The sequence below is a fragment of the Brevibacillus sp. IT-7CA2 genome, from assembly GCF_949767855.1.
Classification (GTDB): Bacteria; Bacillota; Bacilli; order Brevibacillales; family Brevibacillaceae; genus Brevibacillus.
This window is the reverse complement of the sequence record NZ_CATKQT010000006.1, coordinates 16939-34653: the sequence shown is the minus strand read 5'-3', so window position 1 is coordinate 34653 and position 17715 is coordinate 16939. Positions and strand designations below refer to the sequence as shown.

Sequence of the window (17715 nt, the reverse complement as noted above, 5' to 3'; positions counted from 1 at the left end):
TCAAATGAAACTCTCATTGTGCACAATCACTTTTCGCCACCAGTTAATTTCGTTTGCACAGATTGTTCGGTTTGCTCATCGTCATCATTTTGATGGAATCGAGTTATGGGGAACCCACGCTCAACATCTGTACGATCATGATCGATTAGAGCTGGAGGAGCAGGTAAGGTTGATCAGGGATCAAGGCATGAGTATCTCCATGCTTAGCGATTATCTGGATATTGCTACTTCATCTGGATTTCAGCGTACACTGGAAAAGGCAAAAAGACTCCTTTCACTGGCGAAATGGCTACATGTAAAGCAAATCAGGACGTTCGCTGGACAGAAGGCGAGTAATGAAGTTGGGCCAGAAGAGCGGGCACGCTATGTGCATCATTTGCAAATCTTATGTAAGATGTGTCAAGAGCACGGGATTCAGCTATTGGTCGAAACACATCCGAACACGCTCACAGATTCTATGAGTTCTACACTTGCTTTGTTGCAGGAAGTCAATCATCCTGCACTAAAAGTGAATCTTGATTTTCTTCATGTCTGGGAATCAGGTGCTGATCCGATCGATGCGTACGAGCAATTGAGACCGTGGGTAGCTCATTATCATTTGAAAAATATTTCTTCATCGAATCATCTGCCGGTATTCGCACCGCATAATGTATATGCCCCTAATGGCGATCGTGAGGGAATGGTACTGCTCGGTGAAGGTGTTGTAGATTATGGACCTATTTTAGAAAAAATTGCAGATACAGATTATTTCGCATCTATTGAATGGTTTGGTCAGAGTCCGCAGCGTGTTTTAGCTGAAGAGGTAGAGTGGTTGCGGAAGGCAATGATGGTTAGTGCGTAAGGGAAAAAAGGTCGGAGGCGCAGGGGTGCTTCCGATCTTTTTTTGTGCAACAAGAAACCAAGTGCTTCCAGCGAGCGTCTACGTATTGATCACTTATTCGGGAGGACACTTGATGAAAAAACGCTTATTGCTCTCATGCTTGCTGATTTCCTTGCTGGGCATCCTTGTCCCTGGACAAATCAATGCCTCTGCTCCAGCAAAGGCAGACCCACGCAAGCCAGAACCAGTCATCATCTACAAAGTAGCCCTAGATGGAAAAACCACAAAAACTGTTACAAACATGCCCTTGATGCACCGGGCGAGCATGTCGCCATCGAGCAGATTTGTATACGGGGAGCGAATCGGATACGGAAAGGCAGACCGAACCACACCTTACTTGTACGATATGCAAACAAAAAAGATGACGCAGCTATCCGGCTTTGGCAAATGGTCGCCGAAGCAGGACGCGCTCTACGTTAGTGAAAATGGCGGTATCGTGAAGCTCAGTCTGCCAGACGGCAAAAAAACGGTACTCGTCCCGACAGCAGCTCAGTATCCCGTCCTTGATTTTTCCGTTTCACCGGATGAGCAGTACATGGCGTTTACCCGGATGGACATGCTCTCTTCCAATACCAAAGTAAGCGGTCACTTGTACTTGCAGCATCTGCCTACACTTAAAATGAAAAAGAATGACCAATATGAGTGGCGGAGTGGAACAGACGAAGAAATGTATTACTGGGTGCCGAATTCGAAAAAGCTGTTTTACAGAACACAAACAGCATACAAGGAGTTAGACTTACCGACTGGCCTGAAATACGATCACAATATGACCACATTTCCTTCTTACTCCAACGATATGAAGTACCGTTATATCCGAACAATGACAGAAGAATACATGCTGGATTTGCAGACGGGGAAAAAGGTCAATTTGAAAGATCCCGTGTTCACTGAGAGTTACCTGGACAAGATTGTTTGGTCGCCATCAGGGCATCAGATGGCAGTAGAACAGCACTCTCGTACTTCCAATTCTCAAGATTCGTATATGTACATTCAATCATGCAAACAAGTCACGAAATGCGGCTATCCATTTGGTTCTCCTGACAAGGGAATGCCTAGCTATTATAAATTAAGTGACAATCATCGCATCATCGGCTGGGCAAAGGATGGGAAGTCGTACTATGTAGCTGATCTCGCATCGATCCACTATAGCGATTTTCCGCCTGAAAAGTTGGGTCCTTCCAATAATGTCATTGAACTGCGATGATTTCTCCGTGAGTTCGCTTTCGTAGTAAAAAAGAAGCCGTCTCCCGTTTCATACGAGAGGCGGCTGTTCTTTTTCTATTATTCGTGACCTTCCAGATCAGTGATAAGCGTCCATAATGACATACCTTTGGAGGCTTTAAACAGGAAAGCGTGTTTGTCATCACGCAGCGGCAGTAAAGCATGCAGCGCCTCTGCTTTTGTGGCGAAATGCAGCTTGTTCCCCGTGTAAGCCTCATGGAGATGGCGTGAATCCTCACCGACTGTCACAAGTAGCTCGAAGCGCTCAGCGATGTCTTGAATCGAGGCTCCGACACCCGCGTGCATAGATGCACTTTCTGGACCGAGCTCATACATGTCACCTAGCACGACGACTCTTGCGCGCTCAGGGTACAGCTCAGCAAACGTCCGTACTGCAGCCTCCATGGAGACGGGGCTTGCATTGTACGCATCACTGATATACACAGTACCGTGCTTGGAGTTCATTTGCTCAAACCGCATGGCGGAGAGCTGAACGGTAGACAAGGCGTGTGTGATTTGCTCCGTATCCATTCCGAGCCTCTTGGCAATCGCGACAGCAGGCAGTGCATTCAGGACACTGTGGCGGCCATGCAATGGCAGGAATATCTCGAAATGCCCCCCGGAGGCAAAGCATACTTTGAAGCGAGTCCCACCTTCAACCGTTTCGATTTGCTCCGCCCAAATATCCGCCTTCTCATTAACAGAGTAATACATGATTTCACCCGGATACAGATGGGCTATCGACTGTAGATACTCCGAATCCTTGTTGAGCAGCACGAGCCCGTCAAGAGCGGTATGAGGAAGCAGCTCCGCCTTTGCGAGAGCAATTTTTTCACGAGTGCCAAAATACTCAATATGGGATTCTCCGATAAAGGTAATCACGCTAATATCTGGTTGGACCAACGAAGCGAGCAGATCGATTTCCCCGGCGTGATTCATTCCGAGCTCTAGTACAGCAGCTTGATGCTTTTCTTCCATCTGCAATAACGACAAAGGTACACCGATGTGATTGTTGAAGTTTTTATACGTCTTGTATACGGGCGAACGGCTCCCTAGTACATGGGCCACGATGTCCTTCACAGTTGTTTTCCCGATACTTCCGGTAATGGCGATGCGAGGGAACGAAAAGCTTTTCCGATAAGCGGCAGCCAGCTTTTGAAAGCCACGCAGTGTATCATTTACGAGAATTAACCCAAAATCATTCGGCAAGTTCGCAGGAATCTTCTCCTGATTCGAAACGAGTGCAGCTACAGCTCCTTGTTCAGCTGCTTGTAACAAAAAATCATGCCCATCCCGTGCGCCGCCTGTCAGCGCTACAAACAAAGATCCCGCAGTCAGCTCGCGGGTATCAAAGTGAACGGATGACAAGGCAAGCCCTGGGGAACCAGCGAGCAAAATCCCTTCTGCGTTGATTGCTGCCTGATCCAGTGCAACTGGTTTCATCTGCACGAACTCCTTTTTCTTGTTATCCTGTTTCAACCTCGAAGTCATGCTACCATGGGCTAGGTAGCGCCGCAAGACAAAAGTGAGGGAATGTGATACGATCATTTCTTACATACATAACTATCCACATACTGAGGAAGAAAGGAGTCTCCCATGGAAAAAAGTATTTTTACCAAAATCATGGACGGTGAAATTCCTGCTCGTATCGAGTATGAGGACGAGCACGTCATTGTCATCCACGATATTGCACCAAAAGCACGCGTTCACTTGTTGATTATCCCGCGTAAGCCAATTCCCACGCTAATGGATGTAAGCGCCGAGGACCTGCCGCTGATCGGGCATATCCACCATGTAGCACAACTCTTGGCGAAAAAGCTGGAACTGCCAGGTTTTCGCCTGATTAACAACTGTGGTAAAGAGGGTGGACAAGAGGTTTTCCACATCCATTATCACCTTTTGTCCGGTTTTTACGAATAAAATTGAACTAAAGGTTGACCTTCTTTAGTCATCTATCCTATAATGAAGTGTGACAGTCTGTTCGTACGTTCGACTCAGGCGTCCCACGGTTTTAGCGGAGGGAGGGAAGACAAATGGCAGAAATTCGAGTCAAGAAAAACGAGTCTTTGGATAGCGCACTTCGCCGCTTCAAGCGTGAAAGCGCAAAATCCGGGGTGATGGCGGAACTGCGTAAACGTCGCCACTTTGAGAAGCCTAGCATTAAGCGCAAGAAGAAATCCGAAGCAGCTCGCAAACGCAAGTTTTAATTGACGGAGGGCTCATCATGAGTGTAATGGAGCGACTCGATCAAGATATGAAGCAAGCAATGAAGGACAGAGCTGCTCTAAAACTCTCTGTTATTCGCATGGTGAAAGCCGCATTAAAGAACGAAGAGATTAACAAGGGCAGACTTTTGTCTGAAGACGAAGTGCTGACCATCTTGACTCGTGAGTTAAAACAACGCCGTGAATCCCTCCACGAATTTGAGAAGGCAGGCCGCGTGGAACTTGCCTCGAAAACGCGCGAAGAGATCGACGTGCTCTCCGCTTACTTACCCGCTCAGCTTAGCGAAGACGAAATTCGTGATATCGTTCGGGAAGGTATCGCAGCTACCAATGCCTCCTCCAAAAAGGAGATGGGCAAAGTGATGGGTGCGATCATGCCGAAAGTGAAAGGCAGAGCAGACGGAAACCTCGTGCAAAAGATTGTATCTGAGGAACTACCATCGTAGACGAGAGTAACACCTCATATAGATACGAACAGAAAAACTCAACCTGTAAAGGTTGGGTTTTTCTTTTTTCCAGAATGTGAAATAAATATGAAACAATTGCCCCCCTCTTTCGTATACCTTATTGCACATACGTTGAAGCTGATAGAAGGAAAGGAGGTACATGCAATGAGTGCAGCAAGGCTAGTAAAAAGCCGCGTGCGATTGCTTTTTTCACTTCTTTGCCTGATTATGGGAATGACGATGCTTCTTGCTCCCGCATCCACAACAGCTCAGACCTATCAAAAAGCTGTTTGGATTCCAGTAGATAGCACGATCGAGCGAGGATTGGAGAGCTTTTTGCACAGAGCATTTGCTGACGCACAGGAGCAACAAGCAGACCTTGTTATCTTGCATATCAATACGCCAGGTGGAGAAGTGAACGCTGCCGACCAGATTGGGCAGTTGATCCGTCAGGCTCCCATGCATGTGATAGCCTATATTGATAACCAGGCTTTTTCAGCGGGAACGTACATCGCCTTGAATGCAAATGAAATTATTATGACTCCAGGCAGTAGCATGGGGGCAGCCGCACCGATTGATTTGGCAGGGAATGCAGCAGATATCAAGTTCATTTCCGGTTGGAGCAATAAAATGAGGGCGGCAGCTGAATTGAACAATCGCAATCCTGACGTTGCTCGCGCGATGGTGGAAATCGATACAGAGTTCCCGGGATTAAAGCCAAAAGGCACGGTGCTTTCTCTCGATGCCCAACAAGCGAAGCAGTTAGGTTATGCGGATGATGTGGTGTCCAATAAGGAAGAGCTGCTCAAAAAGTTCGGTATTCAGCCAGATTCCCTTAAGGCGATTGAGCCAACAGGTGGAGAGCTAGTCGCTAGATGGGTGACGAGTCCCATTGTGATGAGTCTTTTGCTCATCATTGGGTTGGGCGGAATTGTAGTAGAACTGTTTGCCCCTGGCTTTGGTGTCGCAGGGACGATTTCGCTCGTCGCGTTCAGTCTATACTTCTTTGGACATTATGTAGCTGGATTTGCCAACTGGTTGCACATCGGACTGTTTGTCATCGGAATCTTACTGATGCTTCTGGAAATTTTTCTTCCGGGCGGCATTGTCGGTGCGATTGGCTTCGTGAGTATTGTGACAGGTCTCGTAATGGCAGCCTATGACACGCAGCAAGGGCTTGCATCGCTGGGTGTGGCTGCTCTAATCACGGCAATTGTAACGTTCATGTTAGTGAAGAAGTACGGGGTCAAAGGTCTATTCAACAAGTTTGTCTTGGGTGACACGCAGCGCAATGAAGAAGGTTACGTAGCTCCGCGCGATCAGCGTGAGCTGGAAGGAAAATCAGGCATCGCCCTAACTCCATTGCGCCCGGCAGGGGTCGTCAAGGTGGGAGGAAAACGAGTGGATGCAGTATCGGTTGGTGGTTTCATTGAAGCGGGTACCGCCATCACCGTGGTACAAGTAGAAGGCACGCGTATCGTCGTTGCCGAACTAGAACAAAAGGAGTGAGCAGTTCATGTTTGAAGGCGGTTTGATTCCCCTTATTTTTATGGTGGCAGTAGCCATCGTCGTACTTTCAGTTTTCTTCTCTTTCGTACCAGTCATGCTCTGGATTTCTGCACTGGCTTCCGGTGTGAATATTGGGATTATTACCCTCGTCGCAATGCGCTTGCGTCGCGTCGTACCATCTCGTATCGTGAATCCGTTGATTAAAGCGCGTAAAGCGGGCTTGCAGCTGGATACAAACCAATTGGAGAGCCATTATCTCGCAGGCGGTAACGTAGACCGTGTAGTAGATGCGCTCGTAGCAGCACAACGAGCAGATATTCCACTTGGCTTCGAACGCGCAGCAGCAATTGATCTGGCTGGTCGTGATGTATTGGAAGCGGTACAAATGAGCGTTAACCCGAAAGTGATTGAAACACCTGTGGTAGCAGCAATGGCAAAAGACGGTATCGAGCTGCGCACTCGTGCAAAAGTAACGGTTCGTGCCAACATCGATCGGTTGGTCGGTGGTGCTGGTGAAGAAACGATTATCGCCCGTGTAGGTGAGGGGATCGTATCGACCATTGGTTCGTCAAAAGGACATAAGGACGTATTGGAAAATCCGGATCTGATCTCTAAAACGGTATTGAATAAAGGCCTGGATGCCGGAACTGCTTTTGAAATTCTCTCGATTGATATTGCGGACGTGGATGTAGGGAAGAACATCGGGGCACAATTGCAAACCGACCAAGCCGAAGCAGATAAACGTATTGCCCAAGCGAAAGCGGAAGAGCGTCGCGCCATGGCGGTAGCCCAAGAGCAGGAAATGATTGCACGCGTACAAGAAATGAAGGCAAAAGTAGTAGAAGCCGAAGCACAAGTACCACTCGCTTTGTCCGAAGCATTGAAAAGTGGCAAAATGGGCGTCATGGATTATTACAACATGCAAAACATTGCTGCTGATACACAAATGCGTCAATCCTTCGGGCATGCAGGTGACAAACAAGATCCTGCTATGCCAGACGAGAAAGAATAAGGGCGATTGCCATGGAAGATCTCATGGATCTCGTCGTAGATTTACTGGATTTAGTCGAGTGGGTCATCCCGCTCATCGGCAAGTTCTGGTTTGTCATCCTTGGTTACTTGGGATATAAAGCTCTTGGCAAAGCCGGAAAGAAGAAAATGTCTCAAGGCAAAAAAATGCCTCCGCTTACCCCGGCCACAACGTCGGATATCCCTATGGAAACGGAGGATTACGGCAGAGAGACGGTGCGGGCATCCTCCAAATACGAGCCACTTCAGCGAGAATCGATGGAAGGGATTGGAGTCGAGCAGGAATGGGCATTCTCCAGTACAGCTCGTGCTTCAACGGGTCCGACCATCACAGTGAAGCAAGCGGAACCGATGAAGGTCGCTGATTCAGAACGAGTGGGAACAGTCAAATCGAAACACGGCAATCCGCGTGATGGGATGAAATGGGCGCTCATTTTTGGAGAGCCGCGCTCAAAAGCACCGTACGCCCAGCAGGTTCGGCAAAGAAAAATTTTATAATAGTAGCTAGTCAAACAGGTGAACTTCGGTTCGCCTGTTTTTTATTGATAAGCAATGTCTTGTGTCGAAATATATCGAATAACTTGTCTTGTTTCTCGTATCCTTGTTGACTATCCTGAATGTAAAGAAAATTCTCCTAATAGAAGAAGGGGTAGAAGTCAAGCGATGAATCAACAAATTTTTGAACAAATGGGGCGGTTTCGTCAAAAAGTGATTCGGCTTGCCATCTTCGAAAACAAATCGGTTTATGAAACGGCGATCGCGTGCGGTTGTTCAGCTGAAAAAGTAAAACGAGTCATGAAAAAATGGAAGGCGCTTACAAAAGGAAAAGAGCTGGTTTCTGCTGCAAAAGAAAGCAAATAATCGATGGGGTTTGTTGAAGTATTCCAAAGACGGAGTTCTCACCTGCTTGCTAATTAGCGAGTGAAGAGGGCTCTTTTTTTGTGACTGTTTTTGATGAATGCCTCTTTATGCTCGTGCATACGCATAGATAAGAATGGTTTTGCACCTGCAAACAGAAGAGATCGTCATATTCGCCAATATATAGAACGAGAAGGGGGGCTAATCCATGAAGCGTTGGAGCCGCCGTCTGCGCCAGTTGGCCGGAGGGGTGTTGGATCTGCCGCAAGATGTAGTCCTGGAAGTCCCGCGCATCACGATGATCGGTCATTTGCAAATGTATATAGAGAATCATCGAGGAGTCTTGCATTTTAGTGAAAAAGAGCTTCGCCTGCTGTTGACGAACGGTCAAATGATTGTTTCAGGTGAACAGCTTGTCATCCGAGCGATTTTACCTGAGGAGGTTTTGTTAGAAGGCAGAATCGGTGGCGTGAAATTTTTGGAGACGGGACCACAGAGCTCATAATCTTTGGTAGAGGGAGGAGGAGGCGCGTATGCGGAATGGAATCAAGGAGTGGGTGGATGGACATGTAACCATTACCGTTCGGGGAAAACGGTTTGAGCGGATGCTGAATATGGCCGTACGGGATGGAATTCGAATCTGGAATATTCGCAGGGTAGGAGAAGAGGTGACTCGCTGCGATATTTTGATTCGTGATTATTTTCGTTTACGTCCGCTTTTAAAAGAGACAGGCTGTCGTAGTCACGTCGAGGCGAGAGACGGGTTGCCTTTCTGGCTGCTGCGGTTACGCAGACGATCTGGATTGGCAATTGGGGCAGCTCTTTTTTTCATCGGATTGTACATGCTCTCCTCTTTTGTCTGGAGTGTCGAAGTGAGTGGGACAAAAATGGTTGATCCACGACGAGTGATTCAAGCTGCCGAACAAGTGGGGATTAAAGAAGGGGCATGGAAGGTCAAACTAAAAGAACCGTTGGTTTTGCAAAAAGAACTGTTGAGTCTGCTGCCTGAAGCGTCCTGGGTTGGAATCGAGATTCAAGGAACCAAGGTCATGCTTCAAGTGGTTGAAAAAGAGGCTCCCGTAAAGCCGCTTGCAACAGGTCCCCGTCATCTTGTAGCGAAAAAGAGGGCTGTCGTCCACAAAATTCTCCCAGAGGTTGGTCGTAGTCAGGTTGTAAGCAATCAATTGGTAGAAAAAGGCCAAGTGCTCATTTCCGGGATCATAGGCAATGACGCCCGTCAACAAGCCGTATCAGCGCGAGGCAAGGTGCAAGGGGAAGTGTGGTATATGAGCAACACATCGGTCCCGTTAAAACAAACGATGTATCGGTTGACGGGAGAAAAGCTGGAGCATCAATACCTGCTTGTCGGTCCCTATGCAGTATACGTGTGGCCATTTGAAAAACAGTCCTTTGCACAAGCCGAAATGGCAGAAAAACGGTTTTTGCCCTCGTATGCGGGATATACCTCACCACTTGGCTGGAAGACAGTAACATACGCGCAAACAGCACCCGTTCAAACAGAAATGAGCGTGGAGGAAGCGACGGAACTGGCTAAAAAATTCGCCAGGGAGGATATCTTGAAAAAAGCTGGAAAAGATGCGTTCATTCAGGACGAAAAAGTTTTGCACGTCACAACAGAGAATGGTAAAGTTTACGTAAGCATTCATTTTTCCGTCATTGAAGATATTGCCATTGAACAGCCTTTCGTAGGGCAGTGAGGGATGGCAAGCAAATGACGCATTGCTGATTACCGTTGCAAGGAGATGGAAGCCTGTTGCACGTACAAGATGAGGTAAGAATCCCGTTTTCAGACGCATCTGAGGCCTTGCTGTTGTTCGGACCACATGACGCGTACCTAACACTGATCGAGCAAAGAAGTTCCGCCAAAATTATGACCCGAGAAGGCGAACTGGTTATTAGCGGGGATAAGCCGGAAGTGGACAAACTGACAGAGTTGATTGAAATTCTGCTACAGTTGATTCGCAGAGGGATTGCCCTGTCCGAACGAGACATCTCATATGCGATGTCGTTGATTGAACGGGGAGAAGGTGCCCAACTGCTCGATGTGTATGATGAAGAAGTCGCTCGTACCCAACGTGGCAAAGTAATCAGGGCAAAGACTTTGGGCCAGCGTCATTACTTGTCTGCGATCAAGAAGCATGACATTGTGTTTGGAATTGGACCAGCTGGTACCGGAAAAACGTATTTGGCTGTTGTCACAGCAGTAAATGCGTTGAAAAATGGGCGTGTCAAACGGATCGTTCTTACCAGACCGGCCGTAGAAGCGGGGGAGAGCCTTGGATTTTTGCCAGGAGATTTGCAGGAAAAAGTAGACCCTTACCTGCGTCCGCTCTATGATGCCTTGTACGACATGCTGGGCAATGAACAAGTCGCCAAAATGATGGAACGTGGACTCATTGAGGTTGCACCTTTGGCGTACATGCGTGGTCGTACGCTCGAAGATTCCTTTGTCATTTTGGATGAAGCCCAGAACACAACTCCCGAGCAAATGAAAATGTTTTTGACCAGGCTTGGCTTTGGTTCCAAAATGGTCATTACGGGTGATGTAACCCAGGTGGATTTGCCAAAAGGCAAGAAATCCGGATTGCGCGAAGCACAGCGCATCTTAAATCCGATTTCCGATGTAGCCTTTATTCATTTCCAAGAGGGAGACGTCGTTCGTCACAGTCTGGTACAAAAAATCATCGCTGCCTATGCCAAGGAAGAAGTAGATCACGGCTATTAATAAATGGCGTCACAAAAAGGAGATCGTTTACCTGTGTTATCTGTAGAAATCCTTCATGAAGAAATCGAACCGATCGATGAGAATTTGCAAAACCTGCTTGTCCGTTGCCTGGAAGCAGCGGCAAAGCTGGAAGACGTACAGGGAGAAGTAGTTGTCACGCTGGTGAACAACGAGCGCATCCACGAGCTGAATCGCGACTATCGAGACGTTGATCGGCCTACGGATGTTTTGTCCTTTGCGATGAACGAGCCGGGTGAAGGGGAAATGGAAATCTTCATCGATGAGGATGAGGCCAGCGAGTTTCCGAATATGCTTGGAGATATCATCATCTCGGTGCCAAAAGCACATGAGCAGGCCGAAGACTATGGCCATTCATTCGAACGCGAACTCGGATTTCTCACGGTTCATGGTTTTCTTCACCTTCTTGGCTATGATCATGGGACGCCAGAAGAAGAGAAGGAAATGTTTTCACGTCAAGAAAAGGTGTTGGAAGAAATCGGCTTGACGAGGTAGGAGATTACATTGAAGGAATGGCGACGATTGACTCGCAGCTTCACCTACGCTCTGCAAGGGATTTCCTATACCGTACGGACACAGCGAAACATGCAAATCCACGTAGCCGCAGCCATTGTGGTGCTGGCTGCAGCGTGGTGGCTGCAGATACCCCGCAGCGATGTTTTGCTGGTCCTTTTTTCTATCGGTCTGGTCTTCTCCCTTGAGCTGGTAAATACCGCGATTGAAGCAGTCGTTGATTTAGCTTCCCCGGAATGGCACGCCAAGGCGAAGATTGCCAAAGATGTGGGGGCAGGAGCTGTGCTTGTGGCGGCGATCCTGTCCCTTATCATCGGAGTTCTCGTATTTGGACAGCCACTGTTGCAAAAAGTATGGGGATAGTTTTTACTAGTAGAGAAGAAGAAATTTTTTCATAAGCCAAAATGAGGTACCGGACGGGTCATTGTAGTTGACCTTTCAGTCTGGTTTCTTCGTGTCTCATTGGACACATTCTGTTTTGAAATGATGTTAAAGATCAATCATATGAGGAATGATGAGAATGGATAAACAATCATTATTAGCACAAGCAATCGAAGCCAGAGAGCTCGCTTATGTACCGTACTCCAAGTTTCAGGTAGGAGCAGCTCTTTTAGCTGAGAGTGGCAAGGTTTATTTGGGAGGCAATATTGAAAATGCAGCGTACTCGCTGTGCAACTGCGCAGAGCGTACAGCTCTTTTTAAAGCGTACTCAGAAGGCGATCGGACTTACAAAGCGTTAGCCGTCGCTGCTGATACGCCGCAAGCTGTATCGCCGTGCGGGGCTTGCCGACAAGTCATAGCGGAGCTGTGCCCGCCGGACATGCCTGTATTTTTGACGAATCTCAAAGGCGACATTTGGGAAACGACAGTATCTGCCCTGCTTCCAGGCGCATTCACCAAGGAGGATTTACGTGGATAATCGCAAGACCAAGCAATCGTTTAAATCTGGCTTTGTCTCCATTGTGGGACGTCCAAATGTTGGGAAATCAACACTGTTGAATCATATTGTGGGACATAAAATCGCCATCATGTCGAATAAGCCGCAAACGACACGCAACAAAATTACGGCGGTGCATACGACAGAAGAGGGTCAAATTATTTTCTTAGATACACCGGGGATTCACAAGCCTCAATCCAAACTCGGAAACTACATGGTTTCGGTTGCCGAAAATACATTGAACGAAGTAGACCTCGTTTTGTTTGTTGTCGATGCAACAGAAAAACGCGGAGCCGGGGACGACTACATCATCGAGCGTTTGAAGCAGGTCAAAACGCCAGTATTTTTGGTCATCAACAAAATTGACAAGGTACACCCGGAAGCACTACTGCCGATTATTGACGATTACCGCAAATTGTATGATTTCAAGCAAATTGTTCCAATCTCTGCATTGGAAGGTAACAATACAGGTTCATTGCAGCAGGCTATTTTGGGTGAAATGGAAGAAGGCCCGATGTATTACCCTGCAGATCAGGTGACAGACCATCCGGAACGCTTTGTAGCAGCCGAGTTGATTCGGGAAAAAGTTCTGCATTTGACGAGAGAAGAGGTACCTCACTCCATCGCTGTCGTGATTGAAGAAATGAAGCGCGGAGAAAATGGTAAAACGCTTTACATTTACGCAGCCATTTACGTAGAGCGGGATTCCCAGCGCGGTATTTTGATCGGGCAAAAAGGTCAGATGCTCAAAGAAATCGGTCAACGTGCGCGCAAGGATATCGAGCGGTTGATGGGGGACCAAGTATTTTTGGAGCTCTGGATCAAAGTGAAAAAGGATTGGCGCAACCAAGAGCGGATGCTGCGTAACTTCGGTTTCTACGACGAGCAATAATATTCCCATCGCGATGTGTTAATTTTTCCAAGGCATAGAATAACGGGCAAAGGTGATTCTAAGAAGGAAGTGGATAGACCCGATATAGGAAAGGATGATGCTCCATGCTTCGTGACTTTTCTTGGAGAGTTTTCGCTTCAACCGGTGACATCCATGCTTACCTTCTCTACCGTGATCACCATCAAACGGATGTTTCCAGCGAGGAAGCCTCGTTTGATCTCGCCCAGGAAGAATTGGGTGACACGCAGGCATGCTTGTAAAGTGGGAAGGGATTGTCATTCGCAGTGTGGACTATGGTGAGTCCAGCAAAGTGGTGACATTGTTTACCCGGGAGAACGGCAAATTAGGCGTGATGGCCCGTGGTTCCAAAAAGACCAAAAGCCGTCTTGCCGCCGTCTCCCAATTGTTTTCGCATAGTTATTATCTATGCAAGGCAGGACCCGGTACAGGGATGCCCGATCTCTCTCAGGGAGATATGCTGGATTCGTTCCGGGATATGCGGCAAAGCCTGACTGCTACGGCTTATGCCGCATACATAGCAGAACTGTTGGATCGACTGACGCAGGAAAAGGAGCCGAATCCCTACATGTTTCAGCTACTCCTTCATACGTTCCGCTATTTGGATGAAGGACGTGATGCTGAGATCCTGTGTCGTATTTTTGAGACCAAGATGCTAATTGTAGCGGGGATCTCCCCGCAGCTCACGGCGTGTGTAAACTGTGGCGAACAGCGCGAGCCCTATGCAATCAGTGTGGGACAGGGTGGCCTGTTGTGCCCAGTTTGCCAGCCTTCCGATCCGTATGCCATGGCGGTTACACCCTCTACCTGGAAGCTGTTACGGCTGTTCCAGGTATTTGATTTGGAGCGGCTTGGTGACATTGAAGTAAAACCAGCTACACGTAACCAGCTTAAGCATGTGCTACGGGGTTTCATGGACGAGTATCTGGATATCAGGTTGAAAAGTCGAGCATTTCTGGAACAACTGGAGCGTATGGAAAGAATGACGCAATCAGATCAGGACTAATTGACATACGAAATTGTTTTCGTTATGATAAGAACCAAACTTGTATACCGAATGTTGCCATGAAGGAAAAGAGTAGTCGGCCACTGGCTGTGAATAGCGAATCGGGGATAGTGGGAGCCCGGTCACCATGCTGATGAAGGGCGTTCTGGAGCAATTTAATTGTAAGGTGGGCGAAGAAGTCATTCGCCAAGTAGGGTGGAACCGCGAGAATCCTCTCGTCCCTACACTGTCGTATCAGGCAGTGTAGAGGCGGGAGGTTTTTTTAGTTTCGACTTAAAGTCAAGTTCTAATAAGTTTAGAGGAGGATAAAGCATGAAAATGACATTTCAAGACATCATTTTGACGCTGCAAAACTTTTGGGCAAAGCAAAACTGTCTCATTGTCCAGCCGTATGACGTTGAAAAAGGGGCAGGTACGCTAAACCCAATGACCTTCCTTCGTTCCATTGGGCCTGAGCCGTGGAATGTGGCATATGTAGAGCCTTCCCGTCGCCCGGCTGACGGACGCTATGGGGAAAACCCGAACCGTTTGTATCAGCATCACCAGTTCCAAGTAATCATGAAGCCATCGCCGGACAATATTCAGGAGCTGTACCTGGAGAGCTTGCGCGAACTCGGAATCGATCCACTGGAGCATGATATCCGATTTGTAGAGGACAACTGGGAGCACCCTGGTCTCGGCGCATGGGGCTTAGGCTGGGAAGTTTGGCTGGACGGAATGGAGATCACACAGTTCACGTACTTCCAGCAAGTGGGCGGTCTGGAATGTAAACCAGTGGCAGTCGAGCTGACTTACGGACTGGAGCGTTTGGCTTCCTATATTCAGGAGAAAGAAAATGTGTTCGATCTGGAATGGTGCAACGGGTATACGTACGGAGATGTATTCTTGCAACCAGAATACGAGCATTCCAAATACACATTCGAGCTGTCTGATGTCGACATGCTGTTCTCTCTCTACAATACGTATGAGGCAGAAGCAAAGCGACTGATGGCGGAGCGACTGGTTTACCCGGCTTATGACTATGTACTGAAATGCTCCCACACCTTTAACTTGCTTGATGCGCGTGGAGCTATCAGTGTGACGGAGCGTACAGGCTACATCGCTCGTGTACGCAATCTGTCTCGTGAAGTAGCACAAACCTACTATAAAGAGCGTGAGCGCCTCGGTTTCCCGCTTTTGCAAAAAGGCAATGCAGACGCTGCGGATCAAGTGAATCATGTGAAGGGAGAGGATACAAATGAGTAAGCGCAATCTACTCGTAGAGGTTGGTTTGGAAGAAATGCCTGCTCGTTTTGTCGCACAGGCAACGGCACAATTCATGGAAAAAGTAGAAAAGTGGCTGACTGCTGAGCGCGTGCCGTTTGATCAAATTACGGCATTGGAGTCACCTCGTCGTTTTGCCCTGTTGATTAATGGATTGGCAGAAAAGCAGCCTGACCGCAATGATGAAGCGAAAGGCCCTGCACGCAAAATCGCACAAGATGAAGCGGGCAACTGGTCCAAGGCAGCACTCGGCTTTGCAAGAAGCAACAATGTTGAGCCTGACCAATTGTATTATAAAGAAGTAAACGGGATCGAGTATGTTCATGCTCGCAAATCCGAAGCGGGAAAACCAACTACCGAGCTTTTGCCACAGCTGGCTGAAGTGATCACCGGCATGAGCTTCCCGAAAAATATGCGTTGGGGCGCACGCGATTTGAAATACGTTCGTCCGATTCGTTGGCTGGTTGCTTTGTTCGGCGATGAATTGATCGATCTGGAGATTGCAGGTGTAAAAAGCGGACGCGTTTCTCGTGGACACCGCTTCTTGGGAACAGAGGTTACGTTGAATCACCCAAGCGAATACGTGAGCAAACTGGCTGAGCAATATGTCATGGTGAATCCTGATGAGCGCAGAGCAGCCATTGTAGAACAGATTCATCGCTTGGAGAAGGAAAATGGCTGGACGATTCCAATGGACGAAGGACTTCTGGATGAGGTAGTCCATCTTGTAGAATATCCTACCGCTCTTTACGGTACGTTTGAGCAAGAATTCCTTTCCATTCCACGTGAGGTTTTGGTTACCTCCATGCGTGAGCACCAGCGTTATTTCCCTGTTGAAAACGCACAGGGTCAATTGCTGAATCATTTTGTGACAGTGCGTAACGGAGACAGCCGCGCTCTGGAAAACGTAGCGAAAGGAAATGAAAAAGTTCTTCGCGCACGCCTGTCTGATGCTCGTTTCTTCTACGTAGAAGACCAAAAGCTGTCCATTGAGAGCTGCCTGAAACGTTTGGAGACAATCGTTTACCATGAAGAGCTCGGAACAATCGGTGATAAAGTTCGCCGTGTACGCAAAACAGCTGCGCAAATTGCAAGCAAGCTGGGTGTGAGCACGGAAGAAACCAAACAAGTAGACCGCATTGCAGAAATCGCAAAATTTGACCTCGTTACCAACATGGTAGGTGAATTCCCTGAACTGCAAGGGATTATGGGTGAAGATTACGCGCGCAAAGCGGGTGAGTCCGACGTCGTCGCAAGTGGCGTATTCGAGCATTACCTCCCGCGTTTTGCGGGGGACAAAATGCCTGCTTCCGCTCAAGGCGCTATCGTCAGTCTGGCTGACAAGATGGACACGATCGTAGGCTGCTTCTCGATCGGCATTGTGCCTACTGGCTCACAGGACCCGTATGGCCTGCGCCGTATGGCAGCGGGGATCGTTACGATTTTGGTGGAGCGCGACTGGCAAATTTCCCTTGCCGATCTGTGGAATGCCGCGATGGAAGGCTTTGTAGCGCAAGGCGTAAACAAGAGAGCAGCAGAAGACGTGAAAAAAGACCTCGTAGAATTCTTCGCACTCCGTCTGAAAAACGTCTTGCAGGATCATGGCGTTCGCTACGATGTCATCGACGCCGTTCTTGCTGCCGACCTGACACTGGTTCCAGAGGTGCTGGCAAAAGCAAAAGCATTGATGGGAGCGGTACAAACAGAAGAATTCAAGCTGATTGTGGAGCAGTTTAACCGGGTGAACAATCTGGCACAAAAAGCGGAAGCAGACCAAGTCAGTGAAACTCTGTTCGCAGAAGACGTGGAACGTGCCTTGTATCAGGCATTCCAAGCTGTTCAGAAGGATGTAGAGGGTCTGAAGGATCAAGAGAAGGTGCTCGCTACCTTGTCAACCTTGCGCCAGCCGATCAACGCATTCTTTGATAAGGTAATGGTCATGGCCGAAGATCAGGCTGTTCGTGCGAATCGTCTGGGACTTCTCTTGCAGCTTTCTCGTGTGCTTTATCGCTACGCAGATTTTTCCAAAGTTGTATTTGCGTAAACTAAATAAAACCGGTGCCTTCGTCTGAAAATCAGGCGGGGGCACCTTTTTTCCGCGTGAAAGAAGGAATATCCCGTCGAATAGAGTAATACTAGGAAGAGGTAAAGACA

At 48.1% G+C, this 17715-nt stretch carries 21 protein-coding genes; 20 read left to right on the top strand and 1 reads right to left on the bottom strand.

Features of this window, described 5'->3' with window-relative positions; genetic code table 11:
* The first annotated feature begins 4 nt into the window (after window positions 1–4).
* Window positions 5–841, top strand: a complete 837-nt coding sequence (locus ACM6JA_RS03930) for a sugar phosphate isomerase/epimerase family protein (RefSeq protein WP_414851286.1) — start codon at window positions 5–7, stop codon at window positions 839–841.
* A gap of 112 nt (window positions 842–953) precedes the next feature.
* A complete protein-coding gene (locus ACM6JA_RS03925; RefSeq protein ID WP_414851285.1) occupies window positions 954–2084 on the top strand; it encodes a hypothetical protein in 1131 nt (376 codons plus the stop codon).
* Between the two features lie 77 nt (window positions 2085–2161).
* On the opposite strand, the gene ACM6JA_RS03920 is transcribed toward ACM6JA_RS03925, so the two are convergent.
* A complete protein-coding gene (locus ACM6JA_RS03920; protein ID WP_414851284.1) occupies window positions 2162–3544 on the bottom strand; it encodes a UDP-N-acetylmuramoyl-tripeptide--D-alanyl-D-alanine ligase in 1383 nt (460 codons plus the stop codon).
* A gap of 153 nt (window positions 3545–3697) precedes the next feature.
* On the opposite strand from ACM6JA_RS03920, the gene ACM6JA_RS03915 reads away from it, so the two are divergent.
* From ACM6JA_RS03915 to glyS, 18 genes are all read left to right on the top strand, one after another.
* Window positions 3698–4021: a histidine triad nucleotide-binding protein gene (locus ACM6JA_RS03915; protein WP_012685763.1), complete on the top strand. Its 324-nt coding sequence runs from the start codon at window positions 3698–3700 to the stop codon at window positions 4019–4021.
* 113 nt (window positions 4022–4134) lie between these two features.
* Window positions 4135–4308: a 30S ribosomal protein S21 gene (rpsU, locus tag ACM6JA_RS03910; protein ID WP_007727630.1), complete on the top strand. Its 174-nt coding sequence runs from the start codon at window positions 4135–4137 to the stop codon at window positions 4306–4308.
* 17 nt (window positions 4309–4325) lie between these two features.
* Window positions 4326–4772 carry a GatB/YqeY domain-containing protein gene (locus tag ACM6JA_RS03905; RefSeq protein WP_007727628.1) on the top strand — a complete coding sequence of 149 codons (447 nt, stop codon included), beginning with the start codon at window positions 4326–4328 and terminating at the stop codon, window positions 4770–4772.
* 165 nt (window positions 4773–4937) lie between these two features.
* A complete protein-coding gene (locus tag ACM6JA_RS03900; RefSeq protein WP_414851283.1) occupies window positions 4938–6281 on the top strand; it encodes an NfeD family protein in 1344 nt (447 codons plus the stop codon).
* Window positions 6282–6288: 7 nt separating this feature from the next.
* Window positions 6289–7293 carry a flotillin-like protein FloA gene (gene floA, locus ACM6JA_RS03895; RefSeq protein ID WP_007727625.1) on the top strand — a complete coding sequence of 335 codons (1005 nt, stop codon included), beginning with the start codon at window positions 6289–6291 and terminating at the stop codon, window positions 7291–7293.
* 23 nt (window positions 7294–7316) lie between these two features.
* Window positions 7317–7808, top strand: coding sequence for a hypothetical protein (locus ACM6JA_RS03890; protein WP_414851282.1), 492 nt, complete (start codon window positions 7317–7319; stop codon window positions 7806–7808).
* A 165-nt stretch (window positions 7809–7973) separates the two neighbouring features.
* The gene (locus ACM6JA_RS03885) at window positions 7974–8171 is read left to right on the top strand and encodes a sigma-70 family RNA polymerase sigma factor (protein ID WP_414851281.1); all 198 of its coding nucleotides are present in this window, start codon (window positions 7974–7976) and stop codon (window positions 8169–8171) included.
* Between the two features lie 205 nt (window positions 8172–8376).
* A complete protein-coding gene (gene yqfC, locus ACM6JA_RS03880) occupies window positions 8377–8673 on the top strand; it encodes a sporulation protein YqfC (protein WP_007727617.1) in 297 nt (98 codons plus the stop codon).
* 28 nt (window positions 8674–8701) lie between these two features.
* Entirely contained in the window at window positions 8702–9886 is a 1185-nt protein-coding gene (gene yqfD, locus ACM6JA_RS03875; RefSeq protein ID WP_414851280.1) for a sporulation protein YqfD, read from the top strand.
* A 56-nt stretch (window positions 9887–9942) separates the two neighbouring features.
* On the top strand, window positions 9943–10914 hold the full coding sequence (locus ACM6JA_RS03870; protein WP_173620701.1) for a PhoH family protein: 972 nt from the start codon (window positions 9943–9945) through the stop codon (window positions 10912–10914).
* Window positions 10915–10917: 3 nt separating this feature from the next.
* Window positions 10918–11427, top strand: a complete 510-nt coding sequence (gene ybeY / locus ACM6JA_RS03865; protein ID WP_414851279.1) for an rRNA maturation RNase YbeY — start codon at window positions 10918–10920, stop codon at window positions 11425–11427.
* A gap of 9 nt (window positions 11428–11436) precedes the next feature.
* Complete coding sequence (locus ACM6JA_RS03860) at window positions 11437–11808, top strand: diacylglycerol kinase family protein (protein ID WP_390239563.1); 372 nt, start codon at window positions 11437–11439, stop codon at window positions 11806–11808.
* Window positions 11809–11965: 157 nt separating this feature from the next.
* Entirely contained in the window at window positions 11966–12364 is a 399-nt protein-coding gene (locus ACM6JA_RS03855; RefSeq protein ID WP_007727606.1) for a cytidine deaminase, read from the top strand.
* Complete coding sequence (gene era, locus ACM6JA_RS03850; RefSeq protein WP_047072508.1) at window positions 12357–13274, top strand: GTPase Era; 918 nt, start codon at window positions 12357–12359, stop codon at window positions 13272–13274. The genes ACM6JA_RS03855 and era overlap by 8 nt, the downstream gene beginning before the upstream one ends.
* 104 nt (window positions 13275–13378) lie before the next feature.
* Window positions 13379–13534 (top strand): YqzL family protein, encoded by a 156-nt coding sequence (locus ACM6JA_RS03845; RefSeq protein WP_007727602.1) that lies wholly within the window; start codon window positions 13379–13381, stop codon window positions 13532–13534.
* Window positions 13525–14298: a DNA repair protein RecO gene (recO, locus tag ACM6JA_RS03840; protein ID WP_414851278.1), complete on the top strand. Its 774-nt coding sequence runs from the start codon at window positions 13525–13527 to the stop codon at window positions 14296–14298. Before ACM6JA_RS03845 ends, recO begins: the two co-directional genes overlap by 10 nt.
* A 318-nt stretch (window positions 14299–14616) precedes the next feature.
* The gene (gene glyQ / locus ACM6JA_RS03835) at window positions 14617–15543 is read left to right on the top strand and encodes a glycine--tRNA ligase subunit alpha (protein ID WP_414851355.1); all 927 of its coding nucleotides are present in this window, start codon (window positions 14617–14619) and stop codon (window positions 15541–15543) included.
* Complete coding sequence (gene glyS, locus ACM6JA_RS03830) at window positions 15536–17605, top strand: glycine--tRNA ligase subunit beta (RefSeq protein ID WP_414851277.1); 2070 nt, start codon at window positions 15536–15538, stop codon at window positions 17603–17605. Before glyQ ends, glyS begins: the two co-directional genes overlap by 8 nt.
* Window positions 17606–17715: the final 110 nt, after the last annotated feature.